Here is a 21,520-nt window from a genome sequence, read left to right as displayed (position 1 = left end):
ATGAGCGCACCCCACGGCTTCTCCGTCTCCCGGTACGCCCCCGAGCGCGGCACGCTCGCGAAACTGGCCGCCCGCGACTCGGTGGTCCGCCGCCTCGACTGGCCGATGCTGCTCTCCGCGCTCGCCCTGTCCGGGATCGGCGCGCTCCTCGTCTGGTCCGCGACCCGGGGCCGCACCGAACTCAACAACGGCGACCCGTACTACTTCCTCTTCCGGCACCTGCTCAACACCGGCATCGGCGTCGCCCTGATGATCGGCACGGTCTGGCTTGGCCACCGCACCCTGCGCGGCGCCGTCCCCGTCCTCTACGGACTCTCGATCGTGCTGATCCTCGCCGTCCTCACCCCGCTCGGCGCCACCATCAACGGCGCCCACGCGTGGATCGTCGTCGGCGGCGGCTTCTCCCTCCAGCCCAGCGAGTTCGTCAAGATCACGATCATCCTGATCATGGCGATGCTGCTCGCCTCCAAGGTCGACGCGGGGGACCAGCTCCACCCCGACCACCGCACCGTCGCCAAGGCCCTCACCCTCGCCGCGCTCCCCATGGGCATCGTCATGCTGATGCCCGACCTCGGCTCGGTCATGGTCATGATCGTCATCGTGCTCGGTGTGCTGCTCGCCTCCGGCGCCTCCAACCGCTGGGTCCTCGGCCTGATCGGCGCGGGCGTCCTCGGCGCGGTCCTCGTCACCGCCCTCGGAATGCTCGACGAGTACCAGATCAACCGCTTCGCCGCCTTCGCCAACCCCGACCTCGACCCCTCCGGCGTCGGCTACAACACCAACCAGGCCCGCATCGCCATCGGCTCCGGCGGCCTCCTCGGCGCCGGACTCTTCAAGGGCTCCCAGACCACCGGCCAGTTCGTCCCCGAACAGCAGACCGACTTCGTCTTCACCGTCGCGGGAGAGGAACTCGGCTTCGTCGGAGCGGGCCTCATCCTCGTCCTCCTCGGGGTCATCCTCTGGCGGGCCTGCCGCATCGCCCGCGAGACCACCGAGCTGTACGGCACGGTCGTCGCCGCCGGAATCATCGCCTGGTTCGCCTTCCAGTCCTTCGAGAACATCGGCATGACCCTCGGCATCATGCCGGTCGCGGGCCTCCCGCTGCCGTTCGTCTCCTACGGCGGCTCCTCCATGTTCGCCGTGTGGGTGGCCATCGGACTGCTCCAGTCGATCCGCGTCCAGCGCCCGATGACCGCCTGAGCACGGCCTGCCCGTCCCCTCCGGATCCCGCCGGGCGAGACCGGGGACCGGGCGCGATCCCCGGGAGACGGCCTAGATTCGAGGTATGGCCGAGACCAGGCGTGAGACCGGGCGTGGGACCGAGCGCGAGACCGAGCGCGAGACCGGGCGTGGGACCGAGCCTGCGAGCAGGCGGCGGACCAAGCGTGCGATGAGGCGCGAGACCGAGCGCGAGATCGAGCGGAAGTACGAAGCCGCCCCGGACACCCCGGTGCCCGACCTCACCCGGGTCCCGGGGGTCGCCGAGGTCCTGGACCGGGGCGTCATGGAACTCGACGCCGTCTACCACGACACCCCCGACCTGCGCCTCGCCGCCGCCGGTCTCACCCTGCGCCGCCGCACCGGCGGCGACGAGGCGGGCTGGCACCTCACGTTCCCCGTCGCCCCCGGCGTCCGCGACGAGATCAGGGTCCCGCCGGCCGACACCCTCCCCGGCGAACTGGCGGAACTGCTGCGTTCCCGGCTCCGCCGGGACCCGGCCGTCCCCGTCGTCCGGCTCCGCTCCGCACGGGACGTCCGCCACCTCGTCGCCGCCGACGGCACCCTCCTCGCCGAACTCTCCGTCGACACCGTCCGCGCCCGACGCCTCCCCGACGGCCCCCGGACCGCCTGGACCGAGATCGAGGTCGAGCTCGCCGACGGCGCCGACCCCGCCCTCCTCGACGCCGTCGCCGCCCGCCTCCGCGAGGCGGGCATCCACCCCTCCGCCGCCCCCTCCGAACTCGCCAGGGCCCTCGCCGGGACCGGCGCGCCCCCCGTCCCGGCCCCCGCCCCCGGCCCGCCCGGCACCGCCGGAGCCGTCGTCCTCTCCTCCCTCCGCGCGGGGGCCGACGCCCTCGTCACGTACGACCCCGCCGTCCGCCGCGACCTCCCCGACGCCGTCCACCAGCTGCGGATCGCCTGCCGCCGTCTGCGCGGCGCCTTGCGCACCCACCGGCGCCTCTTCGACCGGAACGTCACCGACCCCCTCGCCGCCGAACTGGGATGGCTCGCGGGAGAACTCGGCGCCGCCCGCGACGAGGAGGTCCTCGACGCACGGCTGCGCGCCCGCACCGCCGCCCTGCCCCGCACCCTCGTCCACGGCCCCGTCCGGGCCCGGCTGCGCCGCCGGAACGGGCCCCGGCGCGCCGAAGCCCGGCGGCGGGCCCTCGCCGCCCTCGACTCCCCCCGCCACCTCGCCCTCCTCGACGGACTCGCCGCCCTCCTCGCCGACCCGCCCCTGTGCGGGGCCGCGCGGCGCGACGCAGGGAAGGCCCTCGCCCTCGCCGTCCGCGCCGACCACGCCCGCCTCGCCGCCCGGATCGACCACGCGCTCGCCCTCGCTCCGGGACACGAGCGCGACCTCGCCCTCCACGAGGCCCGCAAGGCCGCCAAACGCCTCCGGTACGCGGCCGAGGCCGCCCGCCCGGCCCTCGGGAGACCGGCCGCGCGCCTGGCGGAACGGGTGAAGGCCGTACAGAACGTGCTCGGCGAGCACCAAGACACCGTCGTCGCCCGCGCCGCCCTGCGCGGCCTGGCCACCGACGCCCGCGCCGCCGGGGAACCCTCCTTCACCTGGGGACTCCTCTACGGGCGCGAGGAAGCCGCCGCCGCCACCGCCGAACGGGAGCTGCCGGAGGTCTGGGCCCGCGCGGCGCCCGCCGGGACCGGAACGGCTCGGAGGCGCTGAGCACCGGGGTACGCTTGAGAGTCGCCCCCTGCCAGCTCACGAAGGTTCGACATGTCTAGTGCCGAGTCTGTCTTCCCCCAGCTCGAAGCTCTGCTCCCGCACGTCCAGAAGCCGATCCAGTACGTCGGTGGAGAGCTGAACTCCACGGTCAAGCCCTGGGAGGCCGCCGACGTCCGCTGGGCCCTGATGTACCCGGACGCGTACGAGGTCGGGCTGCCCAACCAGGGCGTCATGATCCTCTACGAGGTGCTGAACGAGCGCGAGGGCGTCCTCGCCGAGCGCACCTACAGCGTCTGGCCGGACCTCGAAGAGCTGATGCGCGAGCACGGGGTGCCGCAGTTCACCGTCGACAGCCACCGCCCGGTCGGCTCCTTCGACGTCTTCGGCCTGTCCTTCTCCACCGAGCTGGGCTACACCAACATGCTCACCGCCCTCGACCTCGCGGGCATCCCGCTGGAGTCGAAGGACCGGACGGTCGACCACCCGATCGTGCTCGCGGGCGGCCACGCGGCCTTCAACCCCGAGCCGATCGCGGCCTTCATCGACGCGGCGATCATCGGCGACGGAGAGCAGGCCGTCCTCGACATGACCGAGATCATCCGCGCCTGGAAGGCCGAGGGCAGGCCCGGTGGCCGCGAGGAGGTCCTCTTCCGCCTCGCGAGGACCGGCAACGTCTACGTCCCGGCGTTCTACGACGTCGAGTACCTGCCGGACGGCCGTATCGGCCGCGTCGTCCCCAACAGGTCCGGTGTGCCGTGGCGCGTCTCCAAGCACACCGTCATGGACCTCGACGAGTGGCCCTACCCCAAGCAGCCCCTCGTCCCGCTCGCGGAGACCGTCCACGAGCGCATGTCCGTCGAGATCTTCCGCGGCTGCACCCGCGGCTGCCGTTTCTGCCAGGCCGGCATGATCACGCGCCCCGTGCGGGAGCGAAGCATCACCGGCATCGGCGAGATGGTGGAGAAGGGCCTCAAGGCGACCGGCTTCGAGGAGGTCGGCCTGCTCTCGCTGTCCTCCGCGGACCACACCGAGATCGGTGAGATCGCCAAGGGCCTCGCCGACCGCTACACGGAGGACAAGGTCGGCCTCTCGCTGCCCTCCACCCGTGTCGACGCGTTCAACGTGGACCTGGCCAACGAGCTGACCAGGAACGGGCGCCGCTCCGGCCTCACCTTCGCCCCCGAGGGCGGCTCCGAGCGGATGCGCAAGGTCATCAACAAGATGGTCTCGGAGGAGGACCTCATCCGGACCGTCTCCACCGCGTACGGCAACGGCTGGCGCCAGGTGAAGCTGTACTTCATGTGCGGCCTGCCCACGGAGACCGACGACGACGTCCTCCAGATCGCCGACATGGCGATGAACGTGATCGCCGAGGGCCGCAAGGTCTCCGGCCAGAACGACATCCGCTGCACCGTCTCCATCGGCGGCTTCGTCCCCAAGCCGCACACCCCCTTCCAGTGGGCGCCGCAGCTGTCGGCGGAGGAGACCGACGAGCGGCTGCGCAAGCTCCGCGACAAGATCCGCGGCGACAAGAAGTACGGCCGCTCGATCGGCTTCCGCTACCACGACGGCAAGCCCGGCATCGTCGAGGGCCTCCTCTCGCGCGGCGACCGGCGCATCGGCTCCGTCATCCGCGCGGTCTACGAGGACGGCGGTCGCTTCGACGGCTGGCGCGAGCACTTCTCGTACGACCGCTGGATGCGGTGCGCCGAGAAGACCCTCCCCGAGCAGGGGGTGGACGTCGCCTGGTACACCACCCGCGAGCGCTCCTACGAGGAGGTCCTGCCCTGGGACCACCTCGACTCCGGTCTCGACAAGGACTGGCTGTGGGAGGACTGGCAGGACTCCCTCGACGAGACCGAGGTCGAGGACTGCCGCTGGACCCCGTGCTTCGACTGCGGCGTCTGCCCCCAGATGGACACGGCCATCCAGATCGGCCCCACCGGCAAGAAGCTGCTGCCGCTGACCGTGGTCAAGTAGCCGCGGAGCGGTCCGGCGTCGGCCCGGCACGGGGAGGAACCCCGCGCCGGGCCGACGCGCTCCCCACCCCCGTACGGCCCCACCCCCTCCGGCGCCCGCCCCCGCCGCCCGAGCCCGCCGCCCCGGCCCGGGGCACCCGATGCCGTCCGGGCGCGTACTCTGGGTAGTACAACGAACGTCCCCGGCGCGGCGCCCGCCCCCGAGATCTCCCCGCGAAGACGGGGGTGAACCGGGCGGCCCCCCAGGGCCACCGCACATCCCGTGGACGGCGCCCACCCGCGCCGCCCCGCACCGAGGAGAAGAACCACTGGGCAAGCGACAGCCCGAAGGCCCGCCGCCCGCACCGGCGGTGCAGCGCATCCGACTGCGCTACACCAAGCGCGGCCGCCTCCGGTTCACCAGCCACCGTGACTTCCAGCGGGCCTTCGAGCGCGCGCTGCGCCGCGCCGAGGTGCCCATGGCGTACTCGGCCGGATTCACCCCCCACCCCAAGGTGTCGTACGCCAACGCCGCCCCGACGGGGACCGGCTCCGAGGCTGAGTACCTGGAGATCGCGCTCACCGAGGCACGGGACCCGGAGACCCTGCGGGCCCTGCTCGACGAGTCCCTCCCGGCCGGGCTCGACATCACGGACGCCGTCGAGGCCCGGACCTCCGGACTCGCCGACCGGCTCACCGCCTCCGTGTGGGAGCTGCGCCTCGAAGGCGTCGCCGTCGAGGACGCGGAGAAGGCCGTCGGAACGTTTCTGGCGGCCGGGACCGTGGAAGTACAACGCAAGACGAAGAACGGCGTCCGCACCTTCGACGCGCGATCGGCCGTCACCGCGCTGACGGCGGCACCTCCCCAGGGCGATCCCCGGGATGACGCGCCGCTGGACAGCGCCTGTGCGATACTGCGGCTGGTTGTTCGGCACGTGACACCTGCCGTGCGACCCGACGACGTCCTGTCCGGTCTCCGAGCTGTGGCCGACCTGGCGCCGCCGGTCCCCGCAGCGGTGACCAGGCTGGCGCAGGGGCTCTTCGACGAGGAGTCCGGCACGGTGACCGACCCGCTCGCGCCCGACCGCGAGGCAGCCACGGCAGCGCCCGGCAGGGCCGCCGCGACCGCCCCGGCGACGGCGCCGGGTACGGACACCGCGTAAGGAGCGGTCGTCGTAGCGCAGCCCTGGTACTCGGGAGCCACCTGGGTCGGGCCGCGCACTGACCAGAAGACTTTCGCCAGGCCGTCCGCACAGGGCGTACGGAACCGGCGAGCCAGACATTCAGCTCCCGTGCGGCGCCCGCGCCCCGGACGGCGGCACCGCGCCCCACAGGCGCGACGTACCGCCGGACCGGAACCAGACGCGGCGCCCGGGAGCGTGACGGGAGAACCGCCCGCAATGCTCGAGTCCAACGAAGACACCAACGCCCCCGGTGACAAGCTGCCGCCGCGCCGCAGGCGCCGCGCCGCTTCCCGCCCCGCCGGTCCGCCGGTGACGGACACCGCCGCCGGGACCACGGCGACCGACCCGGCCCCGGCCCCGGAGACCGCCGGGACCACCGACGAGGCCCAGGCGCCCGCGCCGCGCGCCCGTCGCCGTGCCACCCGCAAGACCGCCTCGCCCGAGCCGGTCGCCGCCGCGCCGGTCGCCGAGGAGGCACCGGCGCCGGTCGCGGAACCCGTGGCCGAGACCGTGGCGGAGGAGGCCCCCGAGGCCGCCCCCGCCCGTACCCGCCGCCGCGCGACCCGCAAGGCCACCGCCCCGGCCGGCGCGCCCGCCGCCGCCGCCGAGGAGACCGCCGAGGCCGCCGCCCCCGAGGCCGTGGCCGAGGTCGTCGTGGAGGAGGCCCCCGAGGCCGCCCCCGCCCGTACCCGCCGCCGCGCCACCCGCAAGGCCACCGCCCCGGCCGGAGCGCCCGCCGAGGCCCCGGCCGCCGACCCGGCCCCCGCCGCCGAGGCCTCGGCCCCGGTCGTGGAGGAAGCCGTGGAGGAGACCCCCGCGCCCCGCGCCCGTCGCCGGGCCACCCGCAAGACCGCCTCGCCCGAGCCGGTCGCCGCCGCGCCGGTCGCCGAGACCGCCCCCGCCGCCGAGCCGCTGCCCGCCGCCGAGGCCCCCGAGACCGCGCCCCGGGGCCGTACCCGCCGCCGCGCGGCCTCCCCGCAGTTCACCTCCGAGCCCGCCCCGACCCGGGAGTCGCGCCGCGCCGGACGCCCCTCCGTCGCCGTGTTCCAGGCCCCGGTCTTCACCGAGCCGATGTTCCAGACGCTGGAGACGGCCGCCGCTGCCGCCGCCTTCGTGGCCGAGCCGGAGACCGACGAGACCGAGGCCGTCGAGCTCGACGAGACCGAGACCGACACCGTCGAGGCGGTGGAGGCCGTGGAGGTCCCCGAGCCCGCCGAGCGCGCCGAGTCCGGCCGCCGCCGTCGCCGCCGTCGCGGCGAGCCGGTCGCCGTCGAGCCCGTACCGGCCACCGTCGCCGACGAGCCCGAGGTCGAGGCCGCCGCCGACGAGATCGACGAGGCCGAGGAGCACGAGGAGACGGACGAGTACGGGGACCGCCCCTCCCGCCGTCGCCGCCGTGGCGGCCGTCGCCGCCGTCGCGGCGAGCCGGCCGACGCCGACGAGACCGAGGAGGGCGAGGAGCCCCGGTCCCCCGACGCCGAGGACCACGACGACGCCGAGACCTACGAGGAGCCCGAGGACGAGCAGGACGAGGCCGAGGGCTTCTCCGGCGGGTCCAGCAGCTCCCGCCGCCGCCGTCGCCGCCGCCGTCGCAGCGGTGACGCCTCCGCCGACGCCGAGGGCGCCGAGGAGGAGGGCGTCCGTACGGTCGTCAAGGTCCGCGAGCCCCGCCCGGCCCGCGAGAGGACCGAGGGAGGCACCGGCGCCGACGAGGTCCAGTCCATCAAGGGCTCGACCCGCCTGGAGGCCAAGAAGCAGCGCCGCCGCGAGGGCCGCGAGCAGGGCCGCCGCCGCGTCCCGATCATCACCGAGGCCGAGTTCCTGGCCCGCCGCGAGGCCGTCGAGCGGGTCATGGTCGTCCGCCAGAGCGGCGAGCGCACCCAGATCGGCGTCCTGGAAGACAACGTGCTCGTCGAGCACTACGTCAACAAGGAGCAGGCCACCTCGTACGTCGGCAACGTCTACCTGGGCAAGGTCCAGAACGTCCTGCCGTCGATGGAGGCCGCCTTCGTCGACATCGGCAAGGGCCGCAACGCCGTCCTGTACGCCGGTGAGGTCAACTTCGAGGCGCTCGGCATGGGCCACGGCCCGCGCCGCATCGAGAGCGCCCTCAAGTCCGGCCAGTCGGTCCTCGTCCAGGTGACGAAGGACCCGATCGGCCACAAGGGCGCCCGTCTGACCAGCCAGGTCTCCCTGCCCGGCCGCTACCTCGTGTACGTGCCCGAGGGCTCCATGACCGGCATCAGCCGCAAGCTCCCGGACACCGAGCGCGCCCGCCTCAAGACCATCCTCAAGAAGATCGTCCCCGAGGACGCGGGCGTCATCGTGCGCACCGCCGCCGAGGGCGCCAGCGAGGACGAGCTGCGCCGCGACGTCGAGCGCCTCCAGGCGCAGTGGGCCGACATCAGGAAGAAGGCCGACCAGATCTCGACGTCCTCGCCGTCGCTGCTCTACGGCGAGCCGGACATGACCGTCCGGGTCGTCCGCGACATCTTCAACGAGGACTTCTCGAAGGTCATCGTCAGCGGTGACGAGGCGTGGGAGACCATCCACGGCTACGTCTCGCACGTCGCGCCCGACCTGGCCGACCGCCTCTCGCGGTGGACCAGCGAGGTCGACGTCTTCGCCACCTACCGGATCGACGAGCAGCTGGCGAAGGCCCTGGACCGCAAGGTCTGGCTGCCGTCCGGCGGTTCGCTGGTGATCGACAAGACCGAGGCGATGATCGTCGTCGACGTCAACACCGGCAAGTTCACCGGCCAGGGCGGCAACCTCGAAGAGACCGTGACCAGGAACAACCTGGAGGCGGCCGAGGAGATCGTGCGCCAGCTGCGGCTGCGCGACCTGGGCGGCATCGTCGTCATCGACTTCATCGACATGGTCCTGGAGTCCAACCGCGACCTGGTGCTGCGCCGCCTCCTGGAGTGCCTGGGCCGGGACCGGACCAAGCACCAGGTGGCCGAGGTCACCTCGCTCGGCCTGGTCCAGATGACCCGCAAGCGGGTCGGTCAGGGCCTCCTGGAGTCCTTCTCCGAGACCTGCGTCCACTGCAACGGGCGCGGTGTCATCGTGCACATGGAGCAGCCGGCCACCGCCGGTGGCGGGGGCGGCGGCAAGCGGGCGAAGAAGCGCGGTCGCGGCACCGACCACCACGAGCACGAGCACGCCGAGACCACCGAGCACCCGGCCCAGGACCTGGTGGAGACCGAGGCCGAGGTCGCGGCCGAGCTGGCCGCCCCGGTGGCCCTGCCCGAGCCGATCGCCCCGGACGAGGAGCTGTACGGCTCCGTCGCCGAGGCGGAGGCCGCCGCCACCCGTGGCCGTGGCCGCCGTCGCGCCACCCGCCGGGCGACCGCGCCCGCGACCGCGCGCCCGGTCGTGGAGACCGAGTCCGTGGTGTTCGAGCCGAACGAGCGGCCGGAGCCGGTCGTGGCGCCCGAGCCCGTCGTGACGCCCGAGCCGGTCGTCGAAGCCGCGCCCGAGCCGGTCGTCGAGCCGGTGGCGGAGCCCGTCGCCGAGGAGGCCCCGGCCCCCCGCGGCCGTCGCCGTGCCGTTCGCCGGGCGACCTCCCCGGTCGTCTCGACCACCGAGCCGGTGGCGGAGCCCGCCGCCGAGCCCGTGGTGGCCGAGCCGGTCGTGGAGAGCGCCCCGGAGCCGGTCGCGGAGCCCGTCGCCGAGGAGGCCCCCGTGGCCGCCCCGCCGCGCGCCCGCCGCCGGGTGGTCCGCAAGGCCACCGCGCCCGCCGGTTCGCCCTCCGGCGCCGAGGAGGCCGCCGTCCTGGTGGTCGCCGCGGCCCCGGTCGCCGACGAGGCGGCCCCCGAGGCCGAGGCCGAGCCCGCCCCCGTCAAGAAGACGGCGGCGCGCAAGACCGCGGCGAAGAAGGCCACCGCCAAGAAGGCCGCCACCAAGAAGACGGCGGCGACCAAGAAGACCGCGGCGAAGAAGACCACCGCCAAGAAGACCCCGGCCAAGAAGGCGGCGGAGAAGACCGCCGCCCCGGCCCAGGACTGACCGGCGGACGCGGGCCCGTCTCCCTCCACCCGAGGGGGGCGGGCCCGCACCGTACGGGCGAATTTGACCCTCCGAGGCAGCCGCCCGTAACCTAGACCGTCGGCGTGTCTATCGACACGTCGCGCCTCTGAGCAACTTCCCTCCCGCCCGTCGGGAGAGGCCGCTCGTCCGATTCCGGAACGCCTCGGGCCCTCGGGTCCGTGTGAGTGGCTGGCTTCAGAGGTTTCCACCCCGAGTGAGAGAGAGATCAGCGTGTACGCCATCGTGCGCAGCGGTGGTCGCCAGCACAAGGTTGCTGTCGGCGACATCGTCGAGGTTGACAAGATTTCCACCGCCAAGGTCGGCGACACGGTCGAGCTCTCGACCCTGCTCGTTGTCGACGGCGACGCCGTGACCAGCGACCCGTGGGTCCTGGCCGGTATCAAGGTCACGGCCGAGGTCGTGGACCACCACAAGGGCGCCAAGATCGACATCCTGCGCTACAAGAACAAGACCGGCTACCGCCGTCGCCAGGGTCACCGCCAGCAGTACACGGCGATCAAGGTCACCGGTATCCCCGCGGCTGCGAAGTAAGAGGGACTGAGACATGGCACACAAGAAGGGCGCATCGTCCACCCGTAACGGGCGTGACTCCAATGCCCAGCGGCTCGGCGTGAAGCGTTTCGGCGGTCAGGTCGTCAACGCGGGTGAGATCCTGGTCCGCCAGCGTGGCACCCACTTCCACCCGGGCTCCGGCGTCGGCCGTGGCGGCGACGACACGCTGTTCGCCCTGCAGGCCGGTTCGGTGCAGTTCGGCACCCACCGTGGCCGCAAGGTCGTGAACATCGTTCCGGTCGCCTGATCGGACACTCTGCGGAGGCGGACCTCACTTCCCGTACCGGGAAGCGGGTCCGCCTTTCGCGTGTTACTAGATAGACATTCCGTACGTCCCCGGTTTCCGGCCGGGGGGACCCCCAGTAAGTGGAGGCACACCCATGACCACCTTCGTGGACCGCGTCGAGCTGCATGTCGCCGCGGGTAACGGAGGCCACGGCTGCGCCTCCGTCCATCGGGAGAAGTTCAAGCCGCTCGGCGGGCCCGACGGCGGCAACGGCGGCCGTGGCGGCGATGTGACCCTGGTCGTCGACCAGGCGGTCACCACGCTCCTCGAGTACCACCACTCGCCGCACCGCAAGGCGACCAACGGACAGCCCGGCGCGGGCGACAACCGCTCCGGCAAGGACGGCCAGGACCTGGTCCTGTACGTACCGGACGGCACCGTCGTCCTCGACAAGCGGGGTGAGGTCCTCGCCGACCTCGTCGGCCAGGGCACCACCTTCGTCGCCGGTCAGGGCGGTCGCGGCGGTCTGGGCAACGCGGCGCTGTCCTCCGCGCGCCGCAAGGCCCCCGGTTTCGCGCTGCTCGGCGAGCCGGGCGAGGCGCGGGACATCGTCCTGGAGCTGAAGACCGTCGCCGACGTGGCGCTGGTCGGCTACCCGAGCGCGGGCAAGTCCTCGCTGATCTCGGTCCTGTCGGCGGCCAAGCCGAAGATCGCGGACTACCCGTTCACCACGCTCGTCCCGAACCTGGGCGTCGTCACCGCCGGTTCGACCGTCTACACGATCGCCGACGTCCCGGGTCTCATCCCGGGCGCCAGCCAGGGCCGTGGCCTGGGCCTGGAGTTCCTCCGCCACGTGGAGCGCTGCTCGGTCCTCGTGCACGTCCTGGACACGGCGACGCTGGAGTCCGACCGCGACCCGGTCACCGACCTCGACATCATCGAGGAGGAGCTGCGGCAGTACGGCGGTCTTGAGGACCGGCCGAGGATCGTCGTCCTCAACAAGGTGGACATCCCCGACGGCCAGGACCTCGCGGACATGATCCGCCCGGAGCTGGAGGAGCGCGGCTACCAGGTGTTCGAGGTCTCCGCCGTGGCGCGGCTCGGCCTCAAGGAGCTGTCGTTCGCCCTCGCGGGCATCATCGGCGAGGCGCGCGCGGCCAAGCCCCAGGAGGAGGCGACCCGGATCGTCATCCGTCCGAAGGCCGTCGACGACGCGGGCTTCACGGTCGTGTACGACGAGCAGGAGGAGGTCTACCGGGTGCGCGGCGAGAAGCCGGAGCGCTGGGTCCGTCAGACCGACTTCAGCAACGACGAGGCCGTGGGCTACCTCGCCGACCGCCTCAACCGCCTCGGCGTCGAGGACAAGCTGATGAAGGCGGGCGCCCGCGCGGGCGACGGCGTGGCGATCGGTGCCGAGGACAACGCGGTCGTCTTCGACTGGGAGCCGACGATGATGGCCGGTGCGGAGATGCTCGGCCGCCGTGGCGAGGACCACCGTCTGGAGGCCCCGCGTCCCGCCGCCCAGCGCCGCCGCGACCGCCAGTCGGAGCACGACGAGTCGCAGCGCGAGTACGACGAGTTCGACCCGTTCTAGGCACTCCCCACCGGGTCCCGCCCGACCGGCGGGACCCGGAACGCCCGCCCCCGGGGGCGGGCCCGTGCGGTGCTCCCGGAGGCCCTCGGCCCCTGTCAGAGGGGTCGGGGGCCTCCCGTAGGATCCTGTTGTGAGTACCGTTCCCCCGTCCGGAAACGCGGACAGGCTCAGCGTCGTCGTCATCGCCTACAACGACGAGGCCCTGGTCGGCGAAGCCATCAGGTCCGCGCTCGACCAGGGGCCCGTGGTGGCGGAGGTCGTGGCGGTCGACGACTGTTCGAGCGACGGGACGGCCCGGGTGCTCGACGAACTGGCCGCCCGGCACCCCCGGCTGCGAGTGGTGCGCCGCGCGGAGAACAGCGGCGGCTGCGGCACCCCCCGCAACGACGGCATCGCCGCCTCCACCGCCCCGTACGTCATGTTCCTGGACAGCGACGATGTCCTGCCGCCCGGCGCCGCCGACGCGCTGGTCGCCGCCGCGGAGCTGCACCGGACTCCGGTGGCCGTCGGCGTCTGCGTACGGCGGGAACTCCCCGAGGGCCGGGACGTCCGCTGGCAGCCCGCGCTCTACCGGGAGCCGGCCGTGCTGGAGACCCCCGAGGACCTGCGACCGCTGCTCCACGACACCCTGTGCGTCAACAAGGTGTACGACCGCGCGTTCCTGACCGGGCACGGCATCCGCTTCCCCGACGGCCGCTTCGTCTACGAGGACTTCCTCTTCACCGCCCGGGTGTACGCGGCGGCCCCGCGCGTCGCGGTGGTGCCCGACACCGTCTACGTCTGGCACGTGCGCAGGAGCGCCGCCCAGCTGTCGATCTCCCTCGACCGTCAGGACGTCACCAACTGGGAGGCCCGGATCGCCGCCCACCGCGCGGCCGTCGAGACCTTCGCCGGGGCGGGCCGGGACGAGCTCGCCGCCGCCTGCCGCACCAAGTTCCTCGAACACGACCTGCGGATGTACGCCCGGGACCTGCGGCTGCGCGACCCCGCCCACCGGGCCGCGTGGTGGGACTCCACCCGTCGCCATCTGGCGGACTTCGCGGAGCCGGAGATCGCCGCCGCGGTCGCTCCCGCCCGCTGGACCGCCCGTTTCCTGCTGGCCGCGGCGGAACCGCGCGACCTGCTCCGGCTGTCCCGGCTGGCCGCGAACCCGGCCCGGCTGCTCCCGCCCTACGCGGGCACCCCTGCCGCCGCCGTCTGGTCCGAGGACCTTCCGGAGGCCCGGCTCGACGGCGTGGACCGTCTTCCGCTGGACGAGCTGCCCCTGGTCGTGGACGCCGTCCTGCGCACCGGCGGAGGCGGCGAGCTGCACTTCACCGTCCGTGACCTGTACGGGCGGCTCGCCGAGGCCGTGCCCCGCACCGCCGAGCTGGCGTTCCTGCCGCGCGGCGACGCCGAACCGGCCCGTACCGAGCGGGTCGAGCTGCGTCCCGGGGCGGACCCCGCCCCGGGAGCCTGGAGCGCCCGGGTCCCGGTCCGGTTCGCCGGGCTCGCCGGCACGGGCCGCCGCCAGGGCCGTCAGGGCGTCCAACTGTGGGACGTCAGCGCCACGGTGACGTGCGAGAACGGCGAGACGTTCACCACCTCGCTGCGGCCACCGGACGGTTCCCAGCGGCGCTCGGTGCTCCCGAGCAGCCGGTACGGTGTACTTCTGGTGCAGCAGTACGCCACGGCGAACGGTTCGCTGGCCATGCGGATCGCTCCCGGCGCACGGGACGGTTTCCGGGCCGTCAGGGCCCGCCTCCGTCGGCTTGCCCGCAGTTCACAGTGAAAGGGTTTGGGGCACTATGACTTATCTGATCACCGGCGGCGCCGGATACATCGGCTCCCACGTGGTGCGCGCGATGACGCGGGCGGGCGAGCGCGTCGTCATCCTCGACGACCTGTCCACGGGATACGCGGAGCGGGTGCCCGAGGGCGTCCCCCTGGTGGTCGGCTCCACCCTGGACCGCGAGGTCCTGGACCGGACGATCGCCGAGCACGGGGTGACGGGCGTCGTGCACCTCGCGGCGAAGAAGCAGGTCGGCGAGTCCGTCGAGCTGCCGCTGCACTACTACCGCGAGAACGTCATCGGCCTCACCGTCCTCCTGGAGGCCGTGGCCGCCGCCGGAGTGCGCAACTTCCTCTTCTCCTCCTCCGCCGCCGTCTACGGGATGCCGGACGTCGACCTCGTCACCGAGGAGACCCCCTGCCTGCCGCTGAGCCCGTACGGCGAGACGAAGCTGGCGGGGGAGTGGCTGGTACGGGCCGCGGGCGCCGCGCACGGCATCTCCACGGCCTGTCTGCGCTACTTCAACGTGGCCGGTGCGGCTGCTCCCGAGCTGGCCGACACCGGGGTGTTCAACCTGGTCCCGATGGTCTTCGAGCGTCTCGACGCGGGCGAGTCCCCGCGCGTCTTCGGCGACGACTACGCGACTCCGGACGGCACCTGCATCCGTGACTACATCCACGTCGAGGACCTCGCGGACGCGCACCTGGTCGCCGCCCGCAAGCTCGCGGAGTGGGCGGACCGGGGCGAGCCGCGCGACCTGACGGTCAACATCGGCCGTGGCGAGGGCGTCTCCGTCACCGAGATGGTCCGGCTGATCAACGAGATCACCGGCCACACCACCGAGCCGCTGGTCACCCCGCGCCGCCCCGGCGACCCGGCCCGGGTCGTCGCCGCGGCCGACCGCATCGAGTCGGAGCTGGGCTGGAAGGCCCGCCACGACGTCCGCGACATGATCAGCTCGGCCTGGGCCGGATGGGTCGCCCGCCGGGGCGCCACCGTCTGACCGGGACGCGCGAGCGGACGGGTCTGACCGGCAGGCGCGAGCCGACCGGGTCCGACCGGGTTCGTGCGAGCCGACGGGAAAGGGCCGGGGAGTCGAACTCCCCGGCCCTTTCGCCGTTCTTCCGTGCCGTTTCCGCCGTGACGGAGAGCGGTCAGCGCTCCAGGAAGGCGAACAGCGCCTCCCAGCGGCCGGTGATCTCGTCGGCGGAGTACCGCTTCACGTTCTCGAAGGCCGCGTCGCCCATCCGGTCGCGCTGCTCCTTGTCGGAGATCAGCGTGCTGATGTGCCCGCCCAGCTCCATGGTGTTGCCGAGGCGGGCGAGCAGACCGTCCTCGCCGTCCTGGATGATCTCGCGGACACCCGGGGCGCAGTCGAAGGCGGCACACGGCACACCGGCCGCCATCGCCTCCAGGAGAGTGATCGGGAAGCCTTCGGCGCGGGACGCCTGGGCGAAGACGGAGGCCTCGGAGAGCGCCCCGAGGACGTCGTTGGTCCGTCCCTTCCACTCCACGGACCCGTCCAGACCGAGGGCGGTCGTCCGCCGCAGCAGAGCCTCCTCCTCGTCACCGGTCCCGTAGATCCGCAGCTTCCAGTCGGGGTGGCGGGGCGCGACCTCGGCCCAGCTGTCGAGCAGCATGTCCACGCCCTTCTCGTGCGAGAGGCGGCCGATGGAGACGACGACCTTCTCGGTGCGGGACACCGGACGCTCGGGCATGAAGGGCAGGGCGTTCGGCATGTGGCCGACGTTGTCCATGCCAGCCCGGATCCACTGGTCCGCGTCACCGGGGGTGAGCACGAGGAGCCGGTCGGCGCCCTTGTAGTACCGCTTCACCCGGGCGAGCCGGGAGGAGGCGGCACTGGCGGCGTACGACTCGTGGCTCATGCCGATGACCACGAGCCCCTTGGTGTCGGCGAGGGCGACCCACTCCATCGCCCACACCTGGGTCACGATGAGGACGGCCCCGGGCCGGGCGGCGGCGAAGAGAGCCGTCATCCGGTCGGCGCGCTCCCGCGCCCCGGCGGCGCGGGCGGCGTGACGTCGGCGCTCGGCGGCGTTGAGCTTGCCCTTGAGGCCGCGCAACGCGCGGACCTGCGGCGGATGCGCGTCGTACAGCGTCGTCGTGGAGTAGGGCAGCGGGTCGGGGAACTCGTGCTGACGTCCGGCGGGGGCCGGAGTGATCCCGATGACATGGACGCGGTTGCCCCGGTCGGTGAACTCGCGGGCCATCTGATGGGTCCAGGTCGTCACACCGCCCATCTCGTCCACGCTGTTGGAGACGATGAAGATGTCACGGCCGCCGGACAGGGTGGTCTGGTCGTTCACTTCCCGCTCCTGTCGAAGAACTTGGCGACGATCTGACGGGCCGCGTCGCCCCGGTCGCACTCGCTGAACTCGGCGTTGAACCGCTGCCGGGCCGCCGCGAACTTCGTGTCGGCCTCTTCCCTCAGATTGGCGACCACCTCGAAGAGCTCGTCCTCCGTGGCCACGACCGGGCCGGGAGCGCGCTCCTTCAGGTCGAAGTAGGTGCCCCGGTTCTCCTGCGCGTACTCCTCGTAGTCGTACGCGAAGAAGATCATCGGGCGGTCGAGCAGCCCGTAGTCGAACATCACGGACGAGTAGTCGGTGATCAGCCCGTCCGCGAGGGCGAGCAGGGGGGTGATGTCGTGGTGGGAGGAGACGTCGATCACCCGTCCCCGGACCGACGGCGGGAGCGTCACGCTGTTCAGGTAGTGCGTCCTGATCAGCAGGGTGTGGGTGTCGCCGAAGCGCTCGGCGAACTCCTCGACGTCGAACGGCGCCTGGAAGGCACGCACCTTGCCGCCCGCGCTGGCGCGGAACGTCGGCGCGTACAGCAGCACCTTCTTCTCCGGGTCGATGCCCAGCTCGGCCGCGAGCGCGCCCCGCTCCCGGTGCCCGGTCCCGGCTTCCTCCTGACGTGCCTGGACGAGGCCGTCGTTGCGCGGGTAGCCCACGGGCAGCAGCACCTCGTCGCGGAGCCGGAAGCCCTTCGCGAGGGTGCGCCGGTCGTGCTCGCCGCGGATGAGGAAGTGGTCGAAGCGGTCCAGGGCCTGCTGGAAGGAGGCCTGGGCGGCCAGACCGCGGGACTTCGTGTTGGGCTCGTCGAAGCCCATCCGCTTGAGGGCGGTGCCGTGCCAGGTCTGGATGTACGTGGTCCCCGGGCGCTTGGTGAGGCGCAGCGGGAAGCCCTGGTTGTCGATCCAGAACTCGGCCTGGGCCAGTGCCCGCAGATACTGCCAGCTCCAGCGCTTGACCAGGGTGGCGTCCTCGGGGAAGCCGGTCGGCTGCGCTCCCGCGTACGACCAGACGGCCTCGAACGGGACGCCCTGGCGGCGCATCTCCTCGTAGATGGCCTTGGGGCTGTCGCTGTACTGCTTGCCGAGGTGGCTCTCGAAGACGACGAGCCCCTTGCGGATCGGCAGCTTGCTGTAGAAGTCGTGGTAGACGCGGAGCTTGGTCTCACCGGAGTTCAGGTCGCGCTTCGCCTTGAGCAGGCGTCGCAGGCTGGTCTTCGCCAGCCCGGCGGCCCGTCCGTGTATGGCGCCCTCGATCATCTCCGAGGTGTGCACGGCCATCTTGCCCTCGGCGGCGAGGACGTACGACAGGTTGCCCTTCTTGGTGATCTCCGGGACGAAACGGTCGGAGACCAGCTGGGTCAGCCGGGGGCGGATGCGCAGCGCCTCGGCCTCGTCGATGGGCGTACCGCTGACGGACACCCGGGTCCTGAGCCGCTGGCCGTCGACCGTGAGGATCAGCCGGACGTCCCAGACGGCGTCGATGATGCCGAGCGGGCGGACCGTACGCGCGATGTCGGCCAGGCTCTCCCACTCGATCCAGTCGCCCGCGTGGCGGACCGTGGTGACCGGGATGCGGGCGGTCTTGCCACCGACGCTGCGCCGGGCGGAGAACTCCAGGACGGCGCTGAGCTCGGCGTCGGGGCTGATCCGGCCCAGCGGGTTGATCACCCGTCCGGCGAGCCTGACGATGCCGTCGTCGCTGCTGTACGAGGTCAGCCGGTTGCCCAGGGCGAGCGAGGTCAGCGGCCTGGTGTGGTAGCCGGCCGAGGTCATGTCGAGGATCTGCCGGCCCTGCTCGGTGTCCAGGTGCTCGGCGCACCAGTAGACCTGACCGTCCTTCTCGGCGAGCGGGACGGTCAGACGGCCCGGGTTGGTGAGCGCGTCGGTGGCCGGGAGCAGGTTCGCCCAGTCCTCCTTGCTCAGCAGGTAGGCGCAGATGGCGTGCAGGCGCTGCACTTCCTCGTAGGCCCGCGGGTCGATCTCGGCGAGGTAGCCGTTGGCCAGCTCGGCGAACTCGCGCCGGTAGTCGTCGCCCAGCAGCGGCAGGTCACGCAGGTGGAGGACGAGGTCGTGCTTGAGGAACTTGATGTCCTTGCGGTACTTCAGCTCGTCGTAGCCCTTGCTCTCCAGCAGGGCGTCCACCCGGCGGTGGATCTCCATCCGGTGCACGAAGTTGGCGATCTCGTGGCGCCGGTTGCTGATCGACTTGGAGGCCGCGCTCTCCTGCACGTTCCAGTAGTACACGTGGTTGGGGATGAGCGTGATCCGGCTCGCGGCGACATACGCCTGCGCCGAGAACAGCAGGTCCTCGTAGTGGATGCCGACCGGGAACTCCAGCCCCTGCTCAAGGAGGAACTCACGCCGGTAGCACTTGTTCGTCGACAGCGTGTCGAAGACCAGCAGGTCGGACAGCTCGGTGATCGAGTCGATCGTCCGGGTCCTGGAGTAGAGCCACGGGTACCACTCGGTGGTCTTCTTGTGACGGCTGTCCAGGTGGACGCGGACGCACAGGCCGGACACCAGGTCGGAGCCGGTGCTCTCGGCGGCGTCGAGCATGTTGCGGCAGGCGTTCCGCTCCAGCACGTCGTCGCTGTCGAGGAACATGACGTACGTACCGGTGGCACGCTGGATGCCGTAATTGCGAGGTGCGCCGCAGCCACCACTGTTCTGTGGCAGCTGGAACGCCCTGACCCGGTCCGGACACCCGGCGGCCAGCGCCTGGGCGACCGCGAAGGTGTCGTCCTTGCTGCAGTCGTCGACGATCACCACTTCGACGCCGTGCAGGGTCTGATCCAACACCGACTGCACGGCCGTCGGCAGACGCTCTGCGTCGTTGTAGGCGATGACGACCACGGAGACGTCAGGCACTTGCACCTCGATCCACTTGTCTTTCCTCCAGACACACACAAGCTACCTGGTGTTCCCCGCTCGCCTTGCCGTGCCTCCGGGCGCCACAGCGGACGCCGTGTTCCGATTGTTACGAGACCGGGCGGATGGCGGGGGCAACCATCGGCCCGTGTGCGGTGTCGCCCTTAAGGGCGTCCCGGTGGAAACCCGCCGACGACGGTTCCACCAGGGGCGGAGCGCCTTCCCGTGCCCGCCCGCCGCCGTTCCTCCGACGTGACGGGGGACACAGCGGCGCGGGCGTGGCGGGCGCCGGGATCAGGGCCGCACGAGCCGCTCGACCCCGTAGTACGCGGCGGCGCAGCGGGCCGCCCAGTCGTCCGCGTACACCTCGGTGAAGAAGGGCTCGGCGAGTCCGCCGATCAGCAGCGGGCGGTACGTCACCTCCCGGCGCCCGGCCGCCGCCTCCGCCCGGATGCGGACGTCCTGCCGGTCCCACGCGATGCTCCGCGCCACCGTCTTGGTGGTCAGGGTCCGCACCGGGAGCACCAGGGCCGTCAGGCTCGCCACGGCCACGGCGCCGGTGACGACCAGCACGGTGAGCCCGGCGGCCCGCGCCCCGCCGGTCGTCGGCGCCCGGCCGAGCCGACGGCCGATCCGGTGGCCGAGCCAGGTCCCGTAGCCGCAGAGCGCCAGCAGGAACGGCACGAGGAAGCTGGTCCATGTCCGCGCGTAGGTCCAGCCGCCCGGCCCGTATCCGCCGCGCAGACCGTACGCGGCGACCAGGCTCCCCACGGCGATCAGCGGGACCGGCAGGGCGACGGCCACCAGAAACGTTCCTCTGGACGGGGGGCCGCCCGGCGAGGGGCTGTACGGCGGAGGGCTGTACAGCGGAGAGTCGTCCGGCGCAGGGGCGTCCGGTGAAGGGGTCCCCGGTGAAGGGGCCCTCGGTCCGTCCTTCCGGGCCGGGGGCGCGCCTTCCCGGGCCGGGGACGCGCCCTTCCGGCCGGGGAAGGGCCCGGGGGTCGCGAACGCCACCGCGAGCCCCAAGAGCACTCCGGCCGCGAGGGCGCCCGCGTAGGCCCACTGCCCGCCGACGGTCTCCCAGATCCGGTACCAGTCCCCGAGCGTCGCCCGGACCTCCGCGAGGGAGAGCGGGGTCCTCGGCCGCTGCGCCCGCCGCCAGCGGGCGCCCGGCGAGGTGGACAGCAGCACCAGACCGATCAGGAGCCCCAGGCACCAGGCCGCGCACCACGTCGGCACGAACCGGTCGCGCGTCCGGCCGAACCGGGGGAGGCAGAGCACCCCGACCGCCACCGCGATCAGCCCCGACATGGCGACGAACGGTTCGCTGAGCATCCCGATCGCCGCGCCGAGCGGCACCGCCCCGACGACGGCGGCGCTCCGCGCCCAGCGCCACCGGCTGCGGGCCGCCGCCACCGCGCCCAGCGCCGCCCAGACGCCCACCACGCTCGGGAGGGTGTGGGAGACGGTGGCCGGGGCCCAGAGCAGCACCTGATAGGGGCGCGTGCCCGCGAAGAACAGCAGCGCCTCGACGACCAGGGTGGCCGTCAGCGCGGCCACCCGGGGGAACGGCAGGCGCAGCGCCCGCAGCGAAGCCCGGCCGAGGAGGTAGAGACCGATGCCGAGCGTCACCACCAGGAAGGCGGGCAGCAGGGAGGGCCCGCGCATTCCGTCGGAGTAGAGCAGACCGGTCAGGAAGGCGTTGGTGACCCGCCCGTTCTGGGTCAGGTAGAAGTCGCCGGTGATGCCGAGGACACCCAGGTCGCGGGCCTTCCAGAGGGCGCACCAGTCGTCCGACGTGGGGCGTACGTAGAGGCCGAGGAAGGCGCCGACGGAGAGCAGCGCCCCGGCGCCCGCGGCGACGACCAGGGCGACCGGGGGGAGCGCCCGCCGGGGGCCGCCCCCCTCGTCGTCCGGTCCGCCGCCGTCCTGTCCGCCGTCCGCCGCCGGTGCGTCACCGCGCTCCGAGAGGGTCGTCCTGCTCACCGGTCATCGCTCCACAGGGCTCTATGGGTGACAAATAGGTATAAATGCCACGTATATCAATATCTTCCTTGCATCCTTTTCCGCATGGACGACATGCCGA

13 protein-coding genes are annotated in these 21,520 nt (G+C 72.7%); 10 read left to right on the top strand and 3 right to left on the bottom strand.

The genetic code is table 11. From position 1 onward, the window contains the following. The 10 genes from rodA to galE all read left to right on the top strand — a co-directional run bounded on the left by rodA (nt 1) and on the right by galE (nt 15,249). Nucleotides 1–1,200 carry a rod shape-determining protein RodA gene (gene rodA / locus ACFXGN_RS18915; protein ID WP_351792801.1) on the top strand — a complete coding sequence of 400 codons (1,200 nt, stop codon included), beginning with the start codon at nt 1–3 and terminating at the stop codon, nt 1,198–1,200. 190 nt (nt 1,201–1,390) lie between these two features. Then, nucleotides 1,391–2,908 (top strand): CHAD domain-containing protein, encoded by a 1,518-nt coding sequence (locus ACFXGN_RS18910; protein ID WP_384860234.1) that lies wholly within the window; start codon nt 1,391–1,393, stop codon nt 2,906–2,908. Between the two features lie 51 nt (nt 2,909–2,959). After that, entirely contained in the window at nt 2,960–4,888 is a 1,929-nt protein-coding gene (locus ACFXGN_RS18905) for a TIGR03960 family B12-binding radical SAM protein (RefSeq protein ID WP_384860232.1), read from the top strand. A gap of 349 nt (nt 4,889–5,237) precedes the next feature. Further along, complete coding sequence (locus ACFXGN_RS18900; protein WP_384860230.1) at nt 5,238–6,029, top strand: TIGR03936 family radical SAM-associated protein; 792 nt, start codon at nt 5,238–5,240, stop codon at nt 6,027–6,029. A 237-nt stretch (nt 6,030–6,266) separates the two neighbouring features. Further along, nucleotides 6,267–10,061: an Rne/Rng family ribonuclease gene (locus ACFXGN_RS18895; protein WP_384860228.1), complete on the top strand. Its 3,795-nt coding sequence runs from the start codon at nt 6,267–6,269 to the stop codon at nt 10,059–10,061. A 252-nt stretch (nt 10,062–10,313) separates the two neighbouring features. Continuing rightward, a complete protein-coding gene (rplU, locus tag ACFXGN_RS18890; protein WP_015033583.1) occupies nt 10,314–10,634 on the top strand; it encodes a 50S ribosomal protein L21 in 321 nt (106 codons plus the stop codon). Between the two features lie 13 nt (nt 10,635–10,647). Then, nucleotides 10,648–10,902 carry a 50S ribosomal protein L27 gene (gene rpmA, locus ACFXGN_RS18885; RefSeq protein WP_029387501.1) on the top strand — a complete coding sequence of 85 codons (255 nt, stop codon included), beginning with the start codon at nt 10,648–10,650 and terminating at the stop codon, nt 10,900–10,902. 133 nt (nt 10,903–11,035) lie between these two features. Further along, on the top strand, nt 11,036–12,475 hold the full coding sequence (gene obgE / locus ACFXGN_RS18880; protein WP_384860225.1) for a GTPase ObgE: 1,440 nt from the start codon (nt 11,036–11,038) through the stop codon (nt 12,473–12,475). A 130-nt stretch (nt 12,476–12,605) separates the two neighbouring features. After that, complete coding sequence (locus ACFXGN_RS18875) at nt 12,606–14,246, top strand: glycosyltransferase family 2 protein (protein WP_384860224.1); 1,641 nt, start codon at nt 12,606–12,608, stop codon at nt 14,244–14,246. 16 nt (nt 14,247–14,262) lie between these two features. Next, nucleotides 14,263–15,249, top strand: a complete 987-nt coding sequence (gene galE, locus ACFXGN_RS18870; protein WP_384860221.1) for a UDP-glucose 4-epimerase GalE — start codon at nt 14,263–14,265, stop codon at nt 15,247–15,249. Between the two features lie 151 nt (nt 15,250–15,400). On the opposite strand, the gene ACFXGN_RS18865 is transcribed toward galE, so the two are convergent. The 3 genes from ACFXGN_RS18865 to ACFXGN_RS18855 all read right to left on the bottom strand — a co-directional run bounded on the left by ACFXGN_RS18865 (nt 15,401) and on the right by ACFXGN_RS18855 (nt 21,420). Continuing rightward, a complete protein-coding gene (locus tag ACFXGN_RS18865) occupies nt 15,401–16,507 on the bottom strand; it encodes a glycosyltransferase (protein ID WP_384860400.1) in 1,107 nt (368 codons plus the stop codon). Nucleotides 16,508–16,569: 62 nt separating this feature from the next. Beyond that, nucleotides 16,570–19,440, bottom strand: coding sequence for a CDP-glycerol glycerophosphotransferase family protein (locus ACFXGN_RS18860; protein ID WP_384860218.1), 2,871 nt, complete (start codon nt 19,438–19,440; stop codon nt 16,570–16,572). A gap of 288 nt (nt 19,441–19,728) precedes the next feature. Further along, entirely contained in the window at nt 19,729–21,420 is a 1,692-nt protein-coding gene (locus tag ACFXGN_RS18855) for a hypothetical protein (protein ID WP_384860216.1), read from the bottom strand. Nucleotides 21,421–21,520: the final 100 nt, after the last annotated feature.

This window comes from Streptomyces sp. NPDC059247 (assembly GCF_042754005.1).
GTDB lineage: Bacteria > Actinomycetota > Actinomycetes > Streptomycetales > Streptomycetaceae > Streptomyces.
This window is presented reverse-complemented; position numbering and strand designations above follow the sequence as displayed.